Origin of the sequence: Streptomyces solincola, assembly GCF_002982015.1 — a bacterium.
Classification (GTDB): Bacteria; Actinomycetota; Actinomycetes; order Streptomycetales; family Streptomycetaceae; genus Streptomyces; species Streptomyces solincola.
In genome coordinates this window covers 1-21,509 of sequence record NZ_PVLV01000006.1, presented here as the reverse complement: position 1 = coordinate 21,509, position 21,509 = coordinate 1, and the positions used below count along the sequence as shown (strand labels likewise).

The window sequence follows — 21,509 nt, the reverse complement described above, 5'->3', positions numbered from 1 at the left end:
CGCCGGGTCGAGGCTCCAGAGGCGGACGCTGCCGTCGCTTCCGCTGCTGGCGACCGTGCCGTCGTCCGGGGCGAAGGCGACCGCCCAGACCGGGGCCGTGTGGCCGGTGAGCACGGCGCGCAGGGCTCTCGTGGCGACGTCCCACAGCCGGACCTCGCGGTCGCTGCCGCCGCTGGCCAGGGTGCGGCCGTCCGGGGCGAAGGCGACGCCCCGGGCGGAACCGGTGTGGCCCCCTGCGAGGACGGCGAGGGCGCGCCGCCGGAGCGGATCCCACAGCCGGACCGCGCCGTCGTTGTCGCTGCTGGCCAGGGTCCGGCCGTCCGGAGCGAACGCCACCGAGCGGACCGCGCCGCGATGTCCGGTGAGGACCGCGAGCGGGCGGCGGCGCGGCACGTCCCACAGCCGTACCGTCAGATCGTCGCCGGCGCTGGCGAGCAGGGTGCCGTCCGGGCTGAACGCCACGGCGTTGGCGAAGTCGGTGTGGCCGGTCAGGGTGGCCAGCGCGGTGCGCCGGGGCATGTCCCACAGCCGGACCGTGTGGTCGGCGCCGGCCGAGGCGAGGGTGCGCCCGTCGGGCGCGACGGCCACCGCGAACAGATCGTCGCCGGAGCCGGTGAGGGCGCCCACCCCGCGACCGCTGGGCACGTCCCACAGCCGGACGGCGCCGTCGGGGCCGGCCGAGGCCAGGGTGCGGCCGTCGGGGGCGAAGGCCACCGCCGAGACCGCGCCCCGGTGGCCGGTGAGCGTGGCGGCGCCCCGGCGGCCGGCGACATCCCACAGCCGGACGGTGCCGTCGGCATCGGCGCTGGCGAGCAGCGCGCCGTCCGGGCTGTAGGCGATCTGGCGGATCTCGGTGAACGGGCGGGGGAAGAGGGCGCGGCGGGAGAGGTCCCAGAGCACGGCGGTCTGGTCGAAGCCGGCCGTCACCAGGGACCTGCCCCCGGGCGCGACCGCCGCCCCGAGCACGTAGTCGGTGTGCCCGGCCAGGGTCGCGGCGGTGCGCCCGGTGCGGACGTCCCACAGCCGGGTGACGCCGTCTCCGCCGGCGCTGACGACGGTGGCTCCGTCGGGGGTGTACGCCACGCCGTTGACGTCGTCGCTGTGGCCGGTCAGCACGGCCGTGGCGCGCCCGGCGCCGGCGTCCCAGAGCCGGACGGCGCGGTCCGTCCCGCCGCTGGCGACGCCGCGGCCGTCCGGTGCGACGGCGAGCCCCAGCACGGCGCCGGTGTGCCCGCGCAGCACGGCCCGTGCGCGGCCCCGGGCGACGTCCCACACCCGTACGGTGTGGTCGGCTCCCGCGGAGACCAGGGTGCGGCCGTCGGGACCGTAGGCGAGCGCGTTGACCTCGCCGGCGTGCCCGGTCAGGACGGCTGCCGGGCGGGTTCCGCCGCGAGCGGACCAGAGGCGGACCCGTCCGTCCGCTCCCGCCGTGGCGAGGGTGCGGCCGAGCGGGTCGTAGGCGAGGGCGCGGGCTGCTGTGGTGGCGGCGGGCAGTACGGTCACCGGCCGGCGGCGGAGGCGGTCCCACACCCGCACCGGTCCGCGGGTGGAGGTGGCGGCGAGGTGCCGGCCGTCGGGGCTGAAGGCAAGCGCCCGGACCCGCCCGCCGACCGGCAGCGCCGCGATCCGGCGCCGGTCGGCGGTGCGCCAGAGGCCGACCGTGCCGTCCGAGGACGCAGTGGCCAGCACGGCGCCGTCCGGGGTGAGGGCGACCGCGTTGACCGGGCCGCGATGACCGGTGAGCCGGGCCGCGAAGGGCTGCGCCTGGGTGCTGAGGAGCGCGCCGAGTGCCTCCGGGGTGTCCGCGGCGCGGTAGGCCGCGGCGGCGAGCAGCATGGAGGCCTCGGGCCGCCCGGCGGCGAGGGCGGCGGACTGTAGGGCCAGGGCCCGGGACCGTGCGGTGCGCTCCTGGTCCAGCGCTTCGGAGCGCTGCTGCCGGGCGACGCCGCCGGCGGCCAGGACGACGGCGAGCAGCACCATCAGGGCGGCGACCAGGCCTCGGCGCAGCCGGACGTGTCGACGGGCGTGCCGTGCCCGGCGGTTCTCCTCCGTCTGCCCGGCGCGGAGGAAGGCCGCCTCCGCCGGGCCGAGCCGGGCGGGGCCGCCGGGGCCCTCGGCCAGGGCCCGGGCGCTCTCCAGCTTGGAGCCGCGGTAGAGCAGGGCGGGGTCCCGCAGCCCGTGCTCCCATTCGGCTGCCGCCTGGGAGAGGTGCTGGTGGGCCATCAGGGCGGCGCGGTCGGCGGTGAGCCAGTCCCGCAGCCGCGGCCAGGCGTGCAGCAGTGCCTCGTGGGTGATCTCGACGGTGTCCCGGTCGAGGGTGACCAGCCGGGCGCGGGCGAAGCGGTCGAGCACGGCGGCGGCCGCCGGCTGGTCCTCCAGCGTGGCGCGGTCTACCCGTTGGCGGGTGGCGCCCGCGCCCTCGGTGATGCGGGCCAGGCGGGGCAGCAGGTGCCGGGCGGTGCGCTGCTCGGCGGGGTGGAGGTCGGCGAAGACGTCCTCGGCGGTGCGGGCGACGGCCCCCTGGATGCCTCCGGTCCGCTCGTATCCGGCGACGGTGAGCAGGGTCTTCCGGCGCTGCCGCCAGGTGGCCAGCAGTGCGTGGGACAGCAGCGGCAGCGCGGCGGTGGTGACCGGTCCGGGGGCGGGTGCGTCGGTCCCGTGCAGTCCGGCGTCCCTCAGCAGCAGTTGCTCCAGGCCCGGTTCGAGTCGCAGTCCGGCCCGCCGGGCCGGGCGCGTGATGGCGGCGCGCAGCTCGGGCGCGGTCATGGGCGGCAGGGCGAAGAGGCCGTCGACGAGGCCGGAGGCGAGCTCCGGCAGGCTGAGGCACCGCCCGGTGAAGTCGGCGCGGACGCCGAGCACCACGACGGCCGGGGCGGTCTCCTTCCCGCCGGCCGGGCCGGCGCCTGCCAGGGCGCTGAGCACTCCCGCGTAGGCGCGCCGTTCGGCCTCGTCGGCGCAGAGGGTGAACAGCTCCTCGAACTGGTCGACGACCAGGACGAGGCGGACGGACGGACGGCGGCGGGCGCTCGTCTCGCCTGCCGCGCCGGGCCGCTTTCCCCCGGGCTTGCTCGTGCGGGGCGCGGGCAGGCCGCCCGGCCGGGCCGACGGGTCGTCGTCCGGCGCTCGCCGCCGCCCGGTCCGGTCGCCCGGCGGCGGGGCGGCTCCGGCGGTCAGGCGTCGTACGGCGGTGGTGAGCGCCTCGGGATCGCGCCGCAGCCGGTCGGGTGTGACGCCGGTGTCGGCGCCCAGGGCCTCGGCCGTGCGCGCCAGCAGCTCGGCGAGGGGGTGTGCGGTGGGCCGGCACACCGCCACCGGCCAGTGCTCCGCGCCCGCCATGGGGAAGCCGCCGCGGCGGCGCAGCGCCGGCAGCAGTCCGGCCCGGAGCAGGGAGGACTTGCCGGCGCCGGAGGGCGCGACCATGAGCAGCGGGCCGGCTCCGATCCGCTCGAAGACCCGCTCGACCAGGGCGGTCGTGGCCTGCTCCCGGCCGAAGAACCAGGCGGCCTCGTCTTCGCCGAAGGCGCGCAGTCCGCGGTAGGGCGGGCTGCCGGTGTCCTCGTCGGCCGGGTCGTGTGCGGCGGGCACCAGCTTCAGCAGGGCGCCGTGGGCCTTCAGTGCGTCGTCGCACCGGCGGCCCACGTCGAGCGTGACGCGTCGGGACCCGGTCTCGATCTTGCTGAGATACCCCTTGCTGTAGTGCGTGAGGCGGGCGAGGTCGGCCAGGGACAGCCCGAGCCGCGACCTCAGGCGGCGCAGCTCCGCCGGGAAGTCCCCCGCCGCGCCGCCCGGCTGTGCCGGGCGGCGGGTGGCCCGCTTCTCGTGACGGCGCGTGGACGGGCGTACTGGCTGCTGCCGGTCGGTCTTCAGGTGGTCGGTCGGTCGTCGGTCCCCCATGGCATCCCCCGATGCTCCGCACGCTCCGTGAGCGTGCTGTGACAGAGTCAATGCTCCGAAAGTTACCCTGAGTGACTGACAGACCGCCAGGCGATTACCTCCCGTGGCGAGAACTCGCCACACCGAACCGGACCGTCCGCTTCCGCTAGCGGTCAGGGACGGTTCAGCCGGACGGAGTTGATCGGGGTCAGGTTGGCGTAGACGCCGGTCTGCGCGGCGATGGGGTTGCCGCAGCCGGCGCCGTTGGTCCCGGTGCACAGGTTGGCGGTGGCGCCGCCGGTCTGGTTGTTGAGCACCCAGTGGTTGCCGAACTGGTTGCTCAGGTTGTGCGCGCCGTACCGGTAGAAGACGTGGGTGGGACGGACGGCCGGGTTCTGGTCCTGCGGGTAGATGCACACGGCGCCGGAGGGGCAGTTGGCCCAGTCGGCGGCCGGCCGCGCCTCGGCGGGCGCGTGCAGGGTGAGCAGGGCGGCGGTCGCGGTGGCGAGGGCGGCGGCGCCGCGGAGCAGCGTGGAACGCATGGGATCTCCCGTTCGGGTGGTGGTGCCGGTGGTGACGGTCTCAGCGTGCCCGGCTCATGGGGCCGGAGGGCGGGGTTGCCTGTTGCCCGTCGGCGGGCTGACTGGGAAACCCCTCCCGAGCTGGGCGTTCACCGGGTGACGGGCAACCCCCGTATGAGCGGCGGCAGGGCGGGTAGGCGGGCAGCATGCCGGACTCAGCCCAGGATGTGGTGGCCATGGTGGTCGAGGAAGCGACGAGCGCACGCGAGGAATTGGGCGACACCGTGGCAGAGGCCGTCGGGGAGACCCGCGGCGGGCTGTCGGCGATCGCGGCGGGAGGAGCGTGCGGTCTGCTGGCGGCGCTGACCGCGCACACGGCGATCCAGCAGAGGCTGGCCAAGGCGTGGTCGCCGGAGCTGGCCGCGGGCGCGCTGACACTGGCGTACGCCACCGGGGCCTCGGCGCTCTTCCGTTACGGACAGGTCCGGTTGCGCCGGGCCAGGGAGGCCTCGCGCGAGACGCTGGAGGTCTCGCGGGACACCTTCGCGCGCACCGTGGACGCGCTGGCGCAGGGCTGACCCACGGCCCGGCGCACGGACGGCGCGCCGGCGGCATCCGGCGTCACGCACACGAGGGGCGCCTCCCCCGGCTCTGCCGGTGGAGGCGCCCCTCGTGTGTGCGGGGTGTCCCGCGAGGTCAGCGGACCCAGACGTCGATGACCGGGGAGACGACCCGCCGGTTGCCGTCGACCAGGCGGAGCTTGTTGTGGCCGCGCATGCCGAGGACGACGCGCATGCTGTAAGCCGACCGGGAGTTGGTGGTCATCGAGGCCGGCAGGGTGACCCAGCGGCGCTCGCCCAGCTTCTGCTGGAGGGTGACCCGGGTGCCGGGGCGCACGTTGTGGGCGACCCCGCGGACCCGGAACTGCTGCCAGGCGCGCACGCTCTTCGCGGAGGACTTGGCCGCGAAGGCCGGGGCCGCGGCGGCGGCCGGCTTGTGCTGCGCGGGGGCCGGCGAGGCGACGGCCACCGCCGTGCCGACCGAGCCGGCCACCACGGCCGCGGCGGCGATACCGGCACCCCAGGTACGGACGAACTGACGCATGCTCTGTCTCCCAGGTGAGGAAAAGAAGAGGGAAGGCGCTTCACCGGAAAAGTAAGCACATGGGTCGATAACCGGATTATTCGACACGGGCAACGCCAACCGGTTACCCCGTCCAGCCGTGTGCGGCCGTCAACCCCAGCTCTGGGCGTAGGACGTGCGCAGTTCGTCCCGGTCGGCCCGCTCGGTGAGCAGCCACCGCACCGCGCCCAGCCCGATCAGGCTGATGCCGATGACCACCAGACCGGTGAGCAGGAGCGGGAGTTCGACGATCGAGGTGACGGTGGGGCGCGACCGTCCCGGGTCGACCGGAGGCGCTCCCACGGCGTTTCCGGCGTCCGTCCCGCCTCCCGTGGCCGCACTCGAATCGGCGGACGGCGACACGGTGGGCGTGGGCGACGCGGAGCCGGAGGGCGAGGCGCCAGGGCGCAGGCGTCCGTCGATGACACGCACCCCCAGTCGGGACAGGGCGCTGGTCACCGGCTGAAAGAACGTCACCCCGCCTTCGGCGCAGTCACCGTTGCCTCCGGAGGTCACGCCGAGGGCGACGCCCTCGGCCAGCAGCGGGCCGCCGCTGTCGCCCTGCTCGGCGCAGACGGTGGTCTGGATCAGTCCGGTGACCGTGCCCTCGCGGTAGTTGACCGTGGCGTCGAGCGCGGTCACCCGCCCACTGCGCAGCCCCGTGGTGCTGCCGCTGCGGAACACCCGCTGCCCGACGACCGGGTCGGCCGCGCCGACCACGGCGACGGTGCGGCCCCCGCCCACCGCGACCGCGTTGGCGCCGTCGAAGGCGTCCGGGTCCTCGTACCGTACGAGCGCGAAGTCGGCTCCCGGGAAGGTGCGGGCCACGGTGGTGCCCAGCGGGCGGGGTGCGCCGTCGGCGGCGCGGAACCAGGACGTGCCGACCGGACCGCAGTGGCCGGCTGTGAGCACGAAGTTGTCCCGCCCGTCGGTGACGTTGAACCCGGCGGAGCACCGCCCGCCCCGGCCGAGCAGCGCCGACCCGCCGTCCACGCGCAGCGTGAACTCCCCGCCGGTCCGCCGCATGCGCACGCTCTGCCCGGCCTGCCGCGCGGCGCCTTGGAGGCGCTCCCATGCGCCCCTGGAGACGGTGCGGTCGGCGTAGACGGTCACCTGGTTGGCGGCGTAGTCGACCGACCAGGCCGTGCCCGCGATGCGCGGCGTACGGCCGAGCGCGTCGGCCGCGGCGCGCAGTTCGCGCATGCTGTGCCGCTTCATCTCGGCGCGGGCGCCGGCCCGGCGGACCTCGGCGGCGGCGCCCTCGTCGGTGACGGCGACGACCGGCCGGCCGTCCTCGCCGGTCCATCGGCCCGCCGTCCGCTCCGGCCCCAGCCTGGCCACCGCGTCCGCCACCACTCGGCCGGAGGGGTCGGACGCCGGGGCGTGCGGTCCCTGGGCGGGTGCGCCCGCCATCGCGTCGGACACCATGAGCGTCCCGCAGAGGATCCCTCCGACGGCGGCCGTCCGGACGATCCGTCGGAGCGTGCGCCGCGCGTGCCTCATCGTCTGCTCCCATGCGTCCGGGTGTCCGTTGCCTGGCGGGGTTGCCAGACCATACGGACGGGCGACGCCGCGGGTTCAGCAGCCGGCTCGGCGGAGCCGTGCGCGGGAGCGCGCCCCGGGCCCATCGACCTCCCGACGCCCCGTCAGGACGCCGAGCACGGCGTCCGGTGGGAGTTTTCGCCGTCGGCCGGGGCATCCGGACCCCGTGGAGACCTCCGACGAAAAGCTTCCGCGCGCGCGGGCCGCGCGCCGCAGAACCCCGTGGTGGTTCACCGTCCCGGCGGGCCTGCTGGTGCTGGTCGTGCTGTTCACCGTCGCCGCGCGCTTCGACGTGGTGCCCGGCTGGGACGACGTGTTCGGCGAGGAGACCCGGGACCATTCCGGGCCCGCGCTGCTCCAGTCGATCCAGGACCTGAGCCGCTACGAGGGCGCGGCGGGCTCCTACCAGATCGTGGTGGACCTGGAGAAGGACGCGAAGTTCCTGCCGGACGCCATCCGGGGCACCCGCACCCTCTATGTGGCGGCGGGCACCGTCTCCGCCTACGTGGACCTGGGGAAGGCGGGGCCCAAGGACGTCACCGTGAACGAGGACCGGACGGCCGCGGTGATCCGGCTGCCGCGGGCGGCGCTCGGGTCGCCCGCCCTGGACCCGGAGCGGTCCTACGCCGTGTCCAAGCAGCGCGGCCTGCTGGACCGGCTCGGCGACCTCTTCTCCGACAACCCGAACGACGAGCGCGCGGTGCAGCGCCTGGCGGCGCAGCGCATCGGGGAGGCCGCGGGCGAGAGCGGGCTCACCGCGCGGGCCGAACGCAACACCACCGCCATGCTGAAGGGGCTGCTCGGCTCGCTGGGGTTCGAGCAGGTGACGGTCAGCTACGTGTGACGCCCGCACGGCCGAGCGAGGGATGCCGGGCGTAGGCTGCCGACAGTTCCGGCGCAACGGCCGGAAAGGGTTGAACAAGGAGGAAACGCCATGTCCAAGCCCCCGCTTCCCGAGGCTGCGGTCGCCATGCTGCGCAAGCCGAATCCGGCGGTGCTGTCCACGCTGCGGTCGGACGGCCAGCCCGTGTCCACGGCCACCTGGTACCTCTGGGAGGACGACGGCCGGGTGCTGGTCAACATGGACGAGGGCCGCAAGCGGCTGGGACACATCCGCAAGGACCCCCGCGTGACGCTCACCGTGCTGGACGAGGAGTCCTGGTACACCCATGTGAGCCTGATCGGCCGGGTGGTGGAACTGCGGGACGACGAGGGCCTGGTGGACATCGACCGGCTGGCCCGGCAGTACACGGGCAAGGAGTACCCGCTCCGGGATCGGGGCCGGGTCAGCGCGTGGATCGAGGTGGAGCGCTGGCACGGCTGGGGCTCGCTGAAGGACAGCGGCCAGGCGGGCTGAGCGTGCTCGGCAGCGGCCTGGGACTCTCACGGCTCCGGGCCGGGAGCCGTGAGAGTCGCGACTGGTTCAGCCCGGCGGTGCGAGGGTGGCGCCGTCCGACTGCACGGCGGTGACGCGGACCGGTGTCGCGGGAGCGGCTCGGACCGCCGCGACGGGGCCGGGCGCCTGGGCGGAGACACCGCCGGTCAGCCGGATGCGGACGATGTGCCGGCTGCCGGCGGCCAGGGCGTACCACTGGCCTCCGGGCGAGCGCCAGCGCGCGCCGGCCACCACGTGCTGACCGAACCGGCTGCACGCGGCGGTGTCCTCCCGCTCGGCCACCACCGTCCCGGGACGCGGCGGGCCCGCGGCGGCGGGCGGCTGGAACTGGACGCGGACGCCGCCCGGGCCGCGCCAGGTGTCGGCACGGGTGCACACCCAGGTGGCCGTGCCCGCCCCGTCCGGCAGGGTCTGGCGGGCGTAGACCCAGTCGTTGACGGCCCGCACGCCGTCGCCGCGCAGGTCGGCCAGCAGGCAGGCGCTGCGTGCCCAGCTCTCCAGCGCCGTCCGGCCGGTGACCTCCCGGGGCTGCCGGGAAGGGGTGCCGGTGTCCGGGGACGGGGTGTGCGTGAGGTGGGCCGGGGCGAGTTCGCCGAGATCGGTGACGAGGAAGGCGTGCTTCTCCACGATGAGTTCGGAGGAGCGCAGGCTGAGCACCGGCCAGGAGGCGCAGGAGCGGCCGTCGGAGGGGACGGGCACCGGGGGCGTGACGCCGTCCACCGGGGTGAGCGGGCGGGTGCGTTCGGCCGGGCGCAGCAGGTCCCGGGTGCCGCTCTCGGCGATCCAGGGGGCGAGGAGGTACCGGGCGCGGCCGGGGTCCCGGGTGAGCACGAGAGCGGCGGCGGTGGTGACCCCGGCGTCGTCGCTGCGGGCGACGGCGAGTGCGGGCCGGGCGCCGGCCGACGGCTCGGTGTACCGGGCGACCCGGTCGGTGGCGGCGTCGAGGAGCAGGACGACGGCGAGGCCGTCCACGTCAGCGGCGTAGAGGAGTTGCGGCGGGCTGGTCGGCGCGGCGGCCGAGGCGCCGGGAGCGGTGGTGATCTTCGCTTCCCCGCTGCCGGCCCAGGCGCGCAGGGCGCGCCCGAGCAGCGCGCGGTCGCCGCGCCGGGCGCCGCGGGCGGGCCAGGCGGTGAGGTCCAGCCGGGTGGTGTCGGCCCACTTGCCGGCCGGGGCGCTGCGCAGGGTGGCCGGGTCGGAGCGGTAGGAGCTGCCGGCCGGCTGCGCGGGGGCGGCGGGCTTGGCGTCGTCCGCCGTCCGGTCGCGGTCGGAGGTGACGAGGGCCGCGGTGAGGGTGGAGGCGGCGAAGAGGAGCGCGACGGCCGCGGTGGCGGCCGCCCGGGCGCGGTGGCGGCGGCGCAGCAGGTCGGTGGGGTGGAGCTGGACCCGGCTGGGGTCGAACTCGTCGGCGGCCAGCAGGACTCGGGCCGAGCCGTCGGACAGGCCGGGCAGACCGGCGGCGGCGGCCAGGGCGGCGTTCGGGTCGGCCACACCGGCCGCGGCGAGGACGGCGGAGGTCTCGTCGTCGGCCAGCCCCTCCAGCAGCCGCAGGGCCAGTGCGGCCCGGGCGGCGGCGGGCACTCCGGCCAGGGCCCGGCTGAGCGCGAGCTCTCCGGCGCCGCCGGCGTGCGGGGAGAGCCGCAGGCCGAGGACGACGGGGAGCCGCGGGTAGGGGCGGGCGCGCCGCCGGCGCTCGTGGCGCAGCGCCGTGCGCAGCACCCGCTCCCGTATCCAGACGTATCCGTCGCCCGCCGCGTCCCCGTCCTGCGGGCGGGGGGCCGCCGGGGTGCGGGGCAGCGCGTCCTGGACGACGGTGTGGGCGGTGACCACGCGGCGGTGGCGGCCCAGGGCCGGCGGCAGGACGAGGTGGGCGAGGCGGACCAGCCGCCCGTAGTGCTCGACGAGGACGGCTTCCGCTTCCTCGACGCCCGGGCGCCGGTCGGCGGGGACCTTCGGCGACGGTTCCCGTGGTGTGGGCATGGGACCTCGGCTCGTTGGGACGTGCGACTCCACTGGTGTGCACAACGAGCGTCCGCCGATACCGTCACATCGGCAGGTGGTACGACGTATGGCCGCGCCGGCGGCGGCCGGCTAGGCGTCGGCGGAGGCTCCGGAGGCGGGGCCGAAGGCGGGCTCGGGCACGGCCGCGGGCTCCAGCAGTTCGGAGGGGCGGCCGTCGGGGCCCACCGGGACGTCGCCGTCGACGGTGACGCGGCGCAGGGTGCGGACGTGGTCGCCGGAGTCGTCGGCCCCGTAGTGCTGGGTGGCGCGGTTGTCCCAGATGGCGACGTCGCCTTCCCGCCACTGCCAGCGGAAGGTGTTCTCGGGGCTCTCCACGTGCGCCTGGAACAGGTCGAGCAGGGCGCGCGAGTCGCGGCCGGCCAGTCCGGACAGGCGCTGGACGAAGTTGCCGAGGAGCAGGGTCCGTTCGCCGGTCTCGGGGTGGACGCGGACCACCGGGTGCTCGGTGCGGAACGTCACCGCGGTGAAGACCTCGCGGTACTGCGCCAGTGCCTCGGGCACCGCGTCGGGGCGCAGGGCGGCGTAGTCGTAGTCGTTGGAGTGGACGGCGCGCAGGCTGTCGGCGAGGACCCGCAGCGGCTCGGGCAGTCCGGCGTACGCGGTGGCGGTGTTGGCCCACAGGGTGTTGCCGCCGTAGGGCGGGATGGTGACGGCCCGCAGGATGGAGAAGGCCGGGTAGGCCGGTACGAAGGTGACGTCGGTGTGCCACTGGTTGGCGCGGGCGCCGTGGTCGGAGTCGATGCCCAGGGCGTAGCGGCCGTCGGCGGACGGGACGGTCGGGTGGGCGACGGGGTTGCCCAGCAGGCGGGCGAACGCCTCGTGGCCTTCCTCGTCGAGGTGGTGCTGGTCGCGGAAGAAGACGACCTTGTGCTCCAGGACGGCGGCGCGGACGGCGGCGACGGTCTCGGAAGCGAGGTGGCCGCCGAGCCGGACGCCGGTGATCAGGGCCCCGATCCGGCCGCCGAGCTTGCGGACGGCGGGCGCCTGGGCGGCGGTCGGTGCGCCGGCGCTGGGCTCGGTGAGCTCAGTGGGGTGGACGTCGATGGTGGTGACCGGAGTTGCCATGGTGGGGACCTTTCGGTTGCCTGACCTCCCCTGCCCCGGTGTACGGCGGTCGCCGGGGCGAGCCAGGGGCGTGCCGGCCTTTCCGCTGCGGAGGAGACCCCGGCGGCAGGGTCGGCTGGGAGGTGCCGGGAGTGTGGTGGGGTGGCGGGTCGGCGCGGTGGGGCCCGGCCGTGGCCAGGAGCGTGGCAGCGCCCCCAGGGGCCGTCAAGGCGGTCCCCGGCTGCCGCGGGGCGGGGCGGACTGCTGGAATCGGGGCCGGGCGCGCCGGGCGGAAGCGGGCCGCGCCCGTCGCCGCACACGGCGCTGACCTGCGCATTCGACCTCGCCGTCGATGCCTTCGGGGTGGCGGCCGGGCGGCGTGGCCGGATGGAGCCGTGGTCCCGCGCTTTTCATGACGTCGCAACACGGTGGTCGTCGTGGGCAACGCCTGCGACGCAGGACGGGGGCGGCCGTCGCGTGCCGTGCGGACGGCTGGACTGCCTGGAGGCGACGGCGTCGGACACGGCGTCGGCCCGGACCGCGGTGCTGCGCGGGATCGTTCCCGAGCCGAGTGCCGCGGTGCTGGTGGACGCCGCCGCGGCGGGCGGCGGAACGGGCGGACGGGCTGCTGCGTGAGGGGGCTCGGGCGGCGGGCCGGGCGTTGGCGCTGCTGCCGGACGTGTGCAGTCCCTGGGTCCTGCTGGTGACACGGCAGTCCAGCCTGCTGGACGTTTCCCATCGGGAGGAGACCCGGAGCGCCGCGGTCACGTTCTGCCATGTCCGCGCCGACCGCGAGCGGATCGTCGTCCCGCACGCCGGACCGGCCGTGCTCCCGGTCGCGGCCGGCACCGTCCTGCTGAACCCGCTCTTCGGCGCGCCGTTCGGCGGACTGGTACGCCTGCGGCAGGGCTCTTCGCCCGCCTGACGGGACGTCATAACGGCCGGCGGGCCGACCGGCTGCGGACCGCGGTGCCGGCGCAGGCGATCACGGCGAGGCCGCCGACCAGGGTGGGCCAGGTGATCCGCTCGTGGAGCAGCAGTGCGGCCCAGCCGATGGTGAGCACTGGCTGGACGAGCTGGATCTGGCTGACCCGCGCCATCGGTCCGACGGCCAGTCCGCGGTACCAGGCGAAGAAGCCGAGGAACATGCTGACCACGCCGAGATAGCCGAAGGCGGCCCACTCGACGGGGGTGCCGGTGGGGGTGTGCCGGGCGGCGGCAACGGCGGTCAGCGCGGCCATCAGCGGCGCGGACAGCACCAGCGCCCAGGAGATGGTCTGCCAGGCTCCCAGCTCACGGGCGATCAGGCCCCCTTCGGCGTATCCGGCGCCGGCCGCCAGCACCGCGCCGAGCAGCAGCAGGTCGGACCACGCGACGCCGCCGCCCCCGCCGCCCCGCGCGGCGGCGAAGCCGACGGCGGCGACGGCTCCGGCCGCGGCCGTGCACCAGAAGGCCCCCGGCGGGCGTTCGCGGCCGCGGAGCACCGCCAGGACCGCGGTGACGGCCGGCAGCAGGGCGATGACCACCGCGCTGTGGCCGGCCGAGGCGGTGGTGAGCGCGTAGGAGGTCAGGAGGGGGAACCCGGCGACCACACCGGCGGCGACCACGCCGAGCCGGGCCCACTGGACGCCGCGGGGCAGCCTCTGGCGGGTGGCGGTCAGGGCCACCGCCGCGAGGGCCGCGGCGATGACGGCCCGGCCGGCCCCGACGAACAGCGGTGACATGCCACCGCCCCCGACGGCGATCCTGGTGAACGGGACGGTGAGGGAGAAGGCGGCGACCCCGAGCAGCCCCCAGTGGAGGCCGGACCGCGCGGCGCCGGGACGGGCCGCCGGTGCGCGACGGGTGGATAGCACCGGAGCATCAGGGCGAGTAGCGCTACTATGTATCGTCATGAACAACGATAGCAGCAGCCGTATCGCGACGGATCTCCGCGCGTGGGTGGCGGCCGCCTCGCCCGGTGCGCGGTTGCCGTCGACGAGGTCGCTGGTGGACCGGTACGCGGCGAGTCCGGTCACCGTGCAGAAGGCTCTGCGATCCCTGGCGTCCCAGGGACTGGTGGAGAGCCGGCCAGGGGTGGGGACCTTCGTCCGGGCGGTGCGGGCGGCCGCCCGCCCGCACGACTACGGCTGGCAGACCGCGGCGCTCGGCTCACCGCGCGACCGCGCGCCGGCGCTGTCAGCGGCGCTGCGCACCACGCCCAACGACACGATCGCCCTGCACGCGGGCTACCCGGACCGGGAGTTGCTGCCCGAGCGCTTGGTGCGGGCCGCCTTCGTCCGGGCGGCCCGCACCGACGCCGCGGTGAGCCGCCCCCCGGTGGCGGGGCTTCCGGAGCTCCAGGCGTGGTTCGCGGCCGAGCTCGCCGCGGTGACGCCGCTCGGCGGCCGGCCGCCGGCGTCCAGCGACGTCATCGTGCTACCCGGCTCGCAGAGCGGACTGGGCGCGGTGTTCCGCAGCCTGGTGGGCGCGGGCGGGCCGCTCCTGGTGGAGTCGCCGACCTACTGGGGCGCGCTGCTGGCCGCAGCGCAGGCCGGCGTACGGCTGGTGCCGGTGCCCAGTGGCGCTCACGGACCCGATCCGGACGCCCTGGCGCGGGCCTTCGAGCAGACCGGTGCGCGGGTGTTCTACGCCCAGCCCAACTTCGCCAACCCGACCGGCGCCCAGTGGTCGCCCGACCTGGCCGACCGGGTGTTGGAGACGGTCCGCGGACACGGTGCGTTCCTGGTGGAGGACGACTGGGCGCACGACTTCGGGATCGACGCGGCGTCGGCGCCGCTGGCGGCGCGGGATGACGGCGGTCACGTGGTGTGGCTGCGGTCGCTGACCAAGAGCGTGTCCCCGGCGGTCCGGGTCGCCGGGGTGGTCGCCCGGGGGCCCGCCCGGGCCCGGATCCTCGCCGCGTCGCAGGCCGAGTCGATGTACGTCAGCGGTCTGCTCCAGGCGGTCGCGCTCGACGTGGTGAGCCAGCCGGCCTGGCGCACCCATCTGCGCGGACTGGGCCGGCAGCTCGCGGCCCGGCGCGACCTGCTGGCCGACGCGGTGCGCGCGCACGTGCCGGCCGCCCGGCTGGAGGCGCTGCCCCGGGGCGGGCTGAACCTGTGGCTGCGGCTGCCGGACGCCACTGATGCGGTGAAGCTGGCCCGGGACTGCGAGGACGCCGGTGTCATCGTCGCAGCGGGCGACGAGTGGTTCCCCGCCGAGCCGACCGGGGTCTACCTGCGGCTGAACTACTCCGGTCCGAACCCGGGGGCCTTCCCGGAGGGCGCGCGCGTCATCGGCCGTGCTCTGGAGCACGGGCAGCGGTAGCCGACCGGCGTGCTCCCCGGGCAACCCGTCGCCCGTCGACGTAGCCCGTTGTCGTGGGCCGCTGGCGGCCCGGGAAACCGGTTGCCCGCCTCCGCAGCTCGTAGACGGCATCGGGACGCCGTTGCCCGGCGTCGTCGCCCATCTCCGTCGACCGCGGGCGGCCCCTGAGCACACGTTGCCCGACGCCCTGCCCCGTAGGCGGCATCGGGACGCGTCGCCTGCGAGCGGCTCGGGGTCGTCACCCGTTTTCGCCGTCCGGCGTGCCGTGGGCGGGCGGGCGGCCTTCAATGGCGTCAGTCCGGTGCCAGGTCCGGACGGCTTCGCGCGGGCGGGGCCGGGTGGCATGGCACACGCTCGCCCGTGGTCGTCGGAGGCCCCATGCCCGTACCGCCGCGTCCTGCCGAAGAGCGGGCCCCCGCGAACTCCGGGGCCCGGGTGAGCCTGCTGCGGCGCACCGGTCGCTGGTGCGCCCGCCACTGCGTGGTGGTCATCGTGCTGTGGCTGGCGGCGGTGGCCGGATCGCAGGCGCTGTCCGGGGCCTTCGGGGGTGACTACTCGGACGACTTCACGCTGCCCGGCTCGCAGTCCGACGACGGACTGGCGGTGCTGCGGGCGCACGACCCGGCGGCCGGCGGCTACGGGGCGCAGATCGTGCTGCGCGACGCCGACGCGCCACTGACCTCGGTGAGCGGCCAGGTGGGCTCGGCGGTGAGCGAGCTGAACGGGCTGCCGCATGTACTCAGCGCGCAGAGCCCGCTGCCGCCGCCCGGGAGCACCCCGCCGCCGGCCGGGTCCGGGCAGAGCACCGGCCCGCTCTCCTCCGACGGCCGGACCGGCTACATCACCGTGCGGTTCGACGTGCAGCCCGCCACGCTCGGCTCCTCCTATCTGGACGGGGTGGACAAGGCGGTGGCGCCGCTGCGGTCGGCCGGGGTGGAGGTGGAGTACGGGGGTCCGCTCGGCGAGCTGGCCCGGCCGGAGGCCGGGGACCGCACCAGCGAGGCGATCGGGTTCGCGGTGGCGATCGTGGTGCTGCTGATCGGCTTCGGCAGTGTGGTCGCCGCGGTCATGCCGCTGATCACCGCGCTGATCGCGGTGGTGTGCGGGCTGGCGCTGCTGGCCCTGCTGGCGGCCGCCGCGACCTTCGCCACCGTCTCGCCCACGCTGGCCACCATGATCGGTCTGGGCGTGGGCATCGACTACGCGCTCTTCCTCGTCACCCGCCACCGGCAGCAGTTGATGGACGGCCGGGATCCGGTGACGGCGGCCGGCACGGCGGCGGCCACCAGCGGGAAGGCGGTGCTGGTCTCCGGCTGCACGGTGATCATCGCGCTGTCCGGGCTGTGGGCGTCGGGCATCTCCTTCATCGGCAAACTGGGGCTGGCCGCCGCCGTCACCGTGGTCACGGCCGTACTGGGCGCGCTGACCCTGGTACCGGCGATGCTCGGGCTGATCGGGCGGCACATCGACAGGCTGCGGGTGCGCCGGCCGGTGGCGGAGACCGACGCCGAGCCCGGCCAGGAGGCCCACGGGGTGTGGCACCGCTACGCGCGGCGGGTGGAACGGCGGCCGTGGTGGTTCCTGGTGCCGGGGGTGGTGCTGCTGGCGGTGCTCGCGGTGCCGCTGCTGTTCATCCGGCTCGGGCACATCGGCGACGGCGCCGATCCGGAGACGTTCACCGACCGGCGCGCCTACGACCTCATGTCCCAGGCGTTCGGCCCCGGTTCCAACGGACCGCTGACGCTGGTGGTGGACCAGACGGACGTGCCGCAGGCGGACCGCTCGGCGCTGGCCTCCTCGGTGGCCACGGCGCTCACGGACGTGCCCGGCGCGGCGGCGGTCACCCCGGTGACCCCGACGAAGGACGGCGACGTGCTGCTGGCGACGGCGTACTCGGCGACCGCGCCACAGGACCAGGGGACCACGGATCTGGTCAACCGGCTGGTGGACGACGTGCTGCCGGACGCGGTGGCGGGCACCGGCGCCCGGACCTACGTGACCGGGACGACCGCCGCCCAGGTGGACTTCCTCGACATCGTCTCCAGCCGGCTGCTGCTGATCATCGCGGTGGTGGTGGGCCTGGCGTTCCTGGTCATCCTGGTGGTGTTCCACGGGGTGCTGGTGGCGGTGAAGGCGGCGGTGCTCAACGTGCTGTCGATCGCCGCCTCGTACGGGGTGGTCGTGGCGGTCTTCCAGTGGGGCTGGGGCGGTCCCGCGCTGGGCGTCAACGGCGAGGTGCCGATCGAGAGCTACGTGCCGATGATGATGTTCGCCATCGTGTTCGGGCTGAGCATGGACTACGAGATCTTCCTGCTGTCCCGAATGCACGAGGCGTGGCTGCGCACCGGCGACCCGAAGGCGAGCGTGGCGCACTCGCTGGAGATCACCGCTCGGGTCATCACCTGCGCCGCGCTCATCATGGTGAGCGTGTTCGCGGCGTTCATCCTGAGCGACGAGATCGTGGTGAAGATGCTGGGCCTGGGCCTGGCGGCGAGCGTGCTGATCGACGCCACGGTGGTGCGGCTGCTGCTGGTGCCCGCGGCGATGACGCTGCTGGGCCGGGCGGCCTGGTGGACGCCGAGGTGGCTGGAGAAGGTGCTGCCCACCGTGGACGCGGAGGGGCAGGGCGAGCATCCGGCTCCGGCGGCCGCGAAGCGGCGCACGGAGTGAGCCGGTGCGGCCGCGGGAGGCCGCACCGGCTCGGATCGCCTGGTCCCGGCCTGGACTCGCCGCCGCGCGTACCCAGGCCGGGAGGTCGGCCCGCTCAGCTCGCGCCGGGGCGGATGCGCCCGCGCCAGCCGCCGGACTCGCCGCCCTGGGTCTCGATGTACTCCTTGAACCGCCGCATGTCGCCCTTGACCCGGCGGTCGATGACGCCGGTGGCGTCGGCGGCCTTCTCGGCCACGCCGGTCGGTTCGAGGTCCATCACCACCTCGACCCGGGTGTGGGTGTCGTCCACCTTCTGGAAGGTGACCACGCCCTTCTGCCGGGTGTCGCCGGCGACGGTGCGCCACGCGATCCGCTCGTCGGGGAGCTGGTCCACGATCTCGGTGTCGAACTCGCGGTGCACCCCACCGAAGCTGGTCTTCCAGTGGTTGTGCCGGTCGTCGACCTGGCGGATCTCGTCGACGCCCTCCATGAACCGGGGAAACTCCTCGAACATCGTCCACTGGTTGTAGGCGGTGTGGACCGGGACGTCCACCTCGATCGTTTCCTTCACGGTGCTCACGCGGCACCTCCTCGTCTCGTGCGGGGCGACACGGTCCGTCGCCCCCGGGGGTGGGCCGCCCCGGCGGGTACCCAGGCGCCTGCCGTCCTCACGTGGTGCGCCGCGGCGAACAGGGCCCGACGGACAAAGACCTGCGCGCGGACGCACCCCGTCCGCCCCTCCGCGTGCCCTTCCGCATGCGCGGGCGGGTCAGTCCTCGGCGGACACCTTCGCAAGGAAGGAGTCCAGGTTGGCGAGGAGGCGGGCGATCCGCTCCTCCTCGGTGAGGCTCTCCTCGTAGCTGGAGCGGCCGGGGTCGCGCTTTCCGCGCACGTACAGCGAGCAGGCGAGGTCGGCGCACATGTAGGCGCCGACGGTGTTTCCCTGGCGGCCGGCCGGTCCGGCCTTCGGCGCGGCCAGCAGTGCGGCGCCGGAGCTGGGGTGACCGGTCAGGCAGAGGTTGCACAGGGTGGTCTTCACGAAGCTGCGGTTGCGGTGCTGCGGGGCGCGCAGCACGACGCCGGTCGGCCGGCTGCCGCGTTCGGCGACGAGGTAGGCGCGGTCGGGGGCGCCCGGGTCGCGCCAGCCGAGGAAGTCCAGGTCCTGCCAGGGTAGTTCGGCAAGGTCGCGCGGGAGGCTGAGGCGCCCGGCCTCGCCCTTGGAGCAGTTCACGAAGGACGCACGGATGGCCTTCTCGTCGAGCGGGTTCATGGTCGCACCGTAACCAGCGGGGCGGGCCCGCGTCGTCCGGTTTTCCGGGCGGCGCAAGCCCGGCCGCTGCGGGTGCGCCGGGGGTGGGCGGCGGGCCGGGCGCGGGCCGCCCGCCGGCGTCGCCGCAGGTGGGAGATACGGTGGGCGCCTTCGACCGCGAGGAGTCCCGGTGTCCGCCCGACCGCGTCTGCTGTACGTCTCCGATCTGGCCTACCCGGCGCGCGGGCGGCGCTACGGCGACGAGGACGTGGCGCTCACGGCCGCGCTGCGGGAGGACTTCGCGGTGGCGGTGTGCCCGCCGGGCGACGCGGCCGCGCTGCTGGACGGCTTCGACGCGGTGGTGGTCCGCAACAGCGGTCCGGTGCTCCACCACCGGGAGGCGTACGACGCCTACCGGGAGCGCGCCGCGCGGCTCGGCGTGCCGGTGTACAACCCGCTGACGGGGCGCGGCGACATGGCGGGCAAGGGATACCTCGTCGAGCTGACCGCGGCCGGGCTGCCGGTGATCGCCACCGCGGACCGGCCGGAGGACCTGCACAGGCTGCCGGAGGCGGCGGCGTACGCGGTGAAGCCGAGGGAGGGGGCGGACTCGATCGGGCTGGAGTTCGTGGCCGCCGGGCGACTGGCGGAGATCCAGTGGGGCGAGGTGCTGGTGCAGCCCCGGATCGACTTCCGCTACGAGGTGTCCTTCGTCTTCGTGGACGACGCCTTCCAGTACGCGGTGTACGCGCCCGATCCGCAGCGGCGCTGGGAGCTGGAGCCGTACCGGGCGACCCCGGAGGACGTGGAGTTCGCCCGGCGGTTCACGGCGTGGAACACCCTGGCGCACGGGGTGCAGCGGGTGGACGCCTGCCGCACCCGGGACGGCGGGCTGCTGCTGGTGGAGCTGGAGGACCTCAATCCGTACCTCTCCCTGGACCGGGTGGAGCCGGCCGTGCGGGAACGTTTCACCTCGGCGCTGAGGGACTCGCTGCACCGCTATCTGGACCGCCGGTAGGCCGACGGGACGACGGCGCGGTGGCGGTCAGGCCTTCAGGACCCGTCCGGACACGGCGAGGGCGACCCGGCGCGGGCTGAGGGTGGCGGCGGCGGCCGAGAGCCGGTTGCCCAAGCCGACGACGATGCTGGGCGGGGTGGCGCGGCGCTCCAGGGCGCGCCGGGTCGCGGTCACCACCTGCTCGGGGGTTGCCATGGCGCCGACTGCCGCGTCCCTGGTGCCGACCACGTCGAAGAACTCGGTGCGGACGGGGCCGGGCGAGACGGCCAGGACGCGCAGGGAGGAGCCGCGCGCCTCGTAGCCCACGGCCTCGGTGAAGCTGAGCACATACGCCTTGGTGGCGCCGTACACGGCCATGGCGGGGGTGGGCTGGTACGCCGCTGCGCTGGCGATGTTGACCAGGGCGCCGCGGCCGTCGGCCAGCAGGTCCGGCAGGAAGAGGCGGGTCAGCTCGGTGACGGCCATGACGTTGAGCTGGACCATCTCGGCGACGCGCGCCGGTTCCTGGTCGGCGAGCGGCCCGTGGCTGCCGAAGCCGGCGTTGTTGACCAGGGTCTGCACGCTGACGCCCAGCCGGTCCAGCTCCGCGCGCAGCTCGGTCGCCGCCCCGGGGCGTCCGAGGTCCGCCGGGAGGGTGCGGGCCCGGACGCGGTGCTCGCGCTCCATGACGCTCGGCCAGTTCCTCCAGCCGCTCCCGACGGCGGGCCACCAGCACCAGGTCGGCGCCGCGCTGCGCCCACTGCCGCGCGTACTCGGTTCCGAGACCGGAGCTGGCACCGGTGATCAGGGCTGTGGTGCCCCGGTAGGTCATCGCCATCGCCGCCTGCTTTCATCCCCGCGTGTGGATCGGTCGACGCCGCTCAATGTAGACAGCGACATCTTTGTAGTCAATGACAACATTGTTTCACGGGATACTGCGGTGTCCCCCGTCCGTTCCCGTCCGCACCGGCCCTGTCCGCACCCGCTGCCCGCACCCGCCCCGTCCCTACCCGCCCGGAGAAGGAACCGCCTTGGCCGCCGAGACCCCATACCACCACGGCAATCTCAGGACCGCCTTGCTGGAGCGCGCGGAGAGGGTGCTGGCCCGGTCGGGGGCCGAGGGTCTGTCCCTACGCGCCCTCGCCCGCGACCTCGAGGTCAGCCACGCCGCCCCGGCCCGCCACTTCCGCGACCGGCAGGCGCTCCTGGACGCCCTGGCGGTCAGCGGATTCACCCGTCTCAACGCGGCCCTGCGAACGGCGGCCGGGGCGGCCGGGCCGCTGCCCGGCCGTCTGACCACCGTGGGACGCGCCTACCTCGACTTCGCGGTGGGCCATCCCGCCCTCCTCCAGCTCATGTTCACGGTGAAGCACGCCGAGGGTTCCAGCGCCGAACTGCGCGACCTGGGGCACGAGTGCCTGGCGATCGCGACCGACCTGGTCACCGAGGCCCAGCGGGCGGGCGCGGTCCGGCCCGGGGACGCCGCCCGCCTCGCCCAGGTGGCCTTCTCCACCCTGCACGGGTTGGCAACCCTGTCCCTGGGCGGTCTGCTGGACGACACACCGCTGGACGAGGCGGTCGACCTGGCCCTCGACGTCCTGGTCACCGGACTCGCGCCCGGCCGTTGACCCGACCGGTGGACCCGCCCGGTCCTCGGGGGGACCGGCGGGGCGGGGACGGGCGCGGTTCCCCGGCGGACGGGCCCCGAGCGGGGATGATCGGTGAGCCGTCCGGCCCGACACCCGCACCCCCGGCGGGTCCGGTCCCGGCGGGGGTGCGGGTGTCGGG

General features: G+C 75.5%; 18 protein-coding genes and 1 pseudogene. 8 read left to right on the top strand and 11 right to left on the bottom strand.

What is annotated here, in order from left to right; translation table 11 throughout:
• Together C6N75_RS00535 and C6N75_RS00530 are read right to left on the bottom strand one after the other, a co-directional pair.
• The coding region (locus tag C6N75_RS00535; protein ID WP_105866830.1) for an nSTAND1 domain-containing NTPase at nt 1–3,894 on the bottom strand (3,894 nt) is incomplete at its 3' end.
• Nucleotides 3,895–4,046: 152 nt separating this feature from the next.
• The gene (locus tag C6N75_RS00530) at nt 4,047–4,415 is read right to left on the bottom strand and encodes a hypothetical protein (protein WP_105866829.1); all 369 of its coding nucleotides are present in this window, start codon (nt 4,413–4,415) and stop codon (nt 4,047–4,049) included.
• Between the two features lie 185 nt (nt 4,416–4,600).
• Here C6N75_RS00530 and C6N75_RS00525 point away from each other — a divergent pair, with 185 nt between their 5' ends.
• Nucleotides 4,601–4,972, top strand: coding sequence for a phage holin family protein (locus C6N75_RS00525; RefSeq protein WP_105866828.1), 372 nt, complete (start codon nt 4,601–4,603; stop codon nt 4,970–4,972).
• Nucleotides 4,973–5,090: 118 nt separating this feature from the next.
• Here C6N75_RS00525 and C6N75_RS00520 read toward each other — a convergent pair whose 3' ends face one another.
• Together C6N75_RS00520 and C6N75_RS00515 are read right to left on the bottom strand one after the other, a co-directional pair.
• The gene (locus tag C6N75_RS00520; RefSeq protein WP_105866827.1) at nt 5,091–5,498 is read right to left on the bottom strand and encodes a hypothetical protein; all 408 of its coding nucleotides are present in this window, start codon (nt 5,496–5,498) and stop codon (nt 5,091–5,093) included.
• Between the two features lie 129 nt (nt 5,499–5,627).
• Complete coding sequence (locus C6N75_RS00515; RefSeq protein WP_105866826.1) at nt 5,628–7,019, bottom strand: S1 family peptidase; 1,392 nt, start codon at nt 7,017–7,019, stop codon at nt 5,628–5,630.
• Between the two features lie 205 nt (nt 7,020–7,224).
• Between C6N75_RS00515 and C6N75_RS00510 the strand changes: the two genes are divergently transcribed.
• Both C6N75_RS00510 and C6N75_RS00505 read left to right on the top strand, forming a co-directional pair.
• Entirely contained in the window at nt 7,225–7,902 is a 678-nt protein-coding gene (locus tag C6N75_RS00510) for a DUF4230 domain-containing protein (protein WP_105866825.1), read from the top strand.
• A gap of 90 nt (nt 7,903–7,992) precedes the next feature.
• Nucleotides 7,993–8,415, top strand: a complete 423-nt coding sequence (locus tag C6N75_RS00505; protein WP_105866824.1) for a PPOX class F420-dependent oxidoreductase — start codon at nt 7,993–7,995, stop codon at nt 8,413–8,415.
• A gap of 66 nt (nt 8,416–8,481) precedes the next feature.
• Here the strand turns inward: C6N75_RS00505 and C6N75_RS00500 are convergent, their stop codons facing one another.
• Together C6N75_RS00500 and C6N75_RS00495 are read right to left on the bottom strand one after the other, a co-directional pair.
• The gene (locus tag C6N75_RS00500) at nt 8,482–10,431 is read right to left on the bottom strand and encodes a hypothetical protein (protein ID WP_105866823.1); all 1,950 of its coding nucleotides are present in this window, start codon (nt 10,429–10,431) and stop codon (nt 8,482–8,484) included.
• 111 nt (nt 10,432–10,542) lie between these two features.
• Complete coding sequence (locus tag C6N75_RS00495) at nt 10,543–11,538, bottom strand: TauD/TfdA dioxygenase family protein (RefSeq protein WP_105866822.1); 996 nt, start codon at nt 11,536–11,538, stop codon at nt 10,543–10,545.
• 658 nt (nt 11,539–12,196) lie between these two features.
• Here C6N75_RS00495 and C6N75_RS32020 point away from each other — a divergent pair.
• Nucleotides 12,197–12,442, top strand: coding sequence for a hypothetical protein (locus C6N75_RS32020; protein WP_146132448.1), 246 nt, complete (start codon nt 12,197–12,199; stop codon nt 12,440–12,442).
• Nucleotides 12,443–12,449: 7 nt separating this feature from the next.
• On the opposite strand, the gene C6N75_RS00485 is transcribed toward C6N75_RS32020, so the two are convergent.
• The gene (locus tag C6N75_RS00485) at nt 12,450–13,373 is read right to left on the bottom strand and encodes a DMT family transporter (RefSeq protein WP_258177142.1); all 924 of its coding nucleotides are present in this window, start codon (nt 13,371–13,373) and stop codon (nt 12,450–12,452) included.
• Between the two features lie 37 nt (nt 13,374–13,410).
• On the opposite strand from C6N75_RS00485, the gene C6N75_RS00480 reads away from it, so the two are divergent.
• A complete protein-coding gene (locus C6N75_RS00480; RefSeq protein ID WP_105866819.1) occupies nt 13,411–14,826 on the top strand; it encodes an aminotransferase-like domain-containing protein in 1,416 nt (471 codons plus the stop codon).
• 378 nt (nt 14,827–15,204) lie between these two features.
• Complete coding sequence (locus C6N75_RS00475) at nt 15,205–17,496, top strand: MMPL family transporter (RefSeq protein ID WP_105866818.1); 2,292 nt, start codon at nt 15,205–15,207, stop codon at nt 17,494–17,496.
• Nucleotides 17,497–17,590: 94 nt separating this feature from the next.
• Here C6N75_RS00475 and C6N75_RS00470 read toward each other — a convergent pair whose 3' ends face one another.
• Together C6N75_RS00470 and C6N75_RS00465 are read right to left on the bottom strand one after the other, a co-directional pair.
• Entirely contained in the window at nt 17,591–18,055 is a 465-nt protein-coding gene (locus C6N75_RS00470; protein WP_105866817.1) for an SRPBCC family protein, read from the bottom strand.
• Nucleotides 18,056–18,244: 189 nt separating this feature from the next.
• The gene (locus tag C6N75_RS00465; RefSeq protein WP_105866816.1) at nt 18,245–18,745 is read right to left on the bottom strand and encodes an FBP domain-containing protein; all 501 of its coding nucleotides are present in this window, start codon (nt 18,743–18,745) and stop codon (nt 18,245–18,247) included.
• Nucleotides 18,746–18,914: 169 nt separating this feature from the next.
• Here C6N75_RS00465 and C6N75_RS00460 point away from each other — a divergent pair, with 169 nt between their 5' ends.
• Nucleotides 18,915–19,742, top strand: coding sequence for an ATP-grasp domain-containing protein (locus tag C6N75_RS00460; RefSeq protein WP_105866815.1), 828 nt, complete (start codon nt 18,915–18,917; stop codon nt 19,740–19,742).
• A gap of 27 nt (nt 19,743–19,769) precedes the next feature.
• Here C6N75_RS00460 and C6N75_RS31045 read toward each other — a convergent pair whose 3' ends face one another.
• On the bottom strand, nt 19,770–20,408 hold the full coding sequence (locus C6N75_RS31045; RefSeq protein WP_258177141.1) for an SDR family NAD(P)-dependent oxidoreductase: 639 nt from the start codon (nt 20,406–20,408) through the stop codon (nt 19,770–19,772).
• Nucleotides 20,409–20,460: 52 nt separating this feature from the next.
• Nucleotides 20,461–20,553, bottom strand: a pseudogene (locus C6N75_RS31195) (SDR family NAD(P)-dependent oxidoreductase); the annotation flags it as partial.
• A 199-nt stretch (nt 20,554–20,752) separates the two neighbouring features.
• On the opposite strand from C6N75_RS31195, the gene C6N75_RS00445 reads away from it, so the two are divergent.
• Nucleotides 20,753–21,349: a TetR/AcrR family transcriptional regulator gene (locus C6N75_RS00445; protein ID WP_258177140.1), complete on the top strand. Its 597-nt coding sequence runs from the start codon at nt 20,753–20,755 to the stop codon at nt 21,347–21,349.
• Nucleotides 21,350–21,509 lie beyond the last annotated feature (160 nt).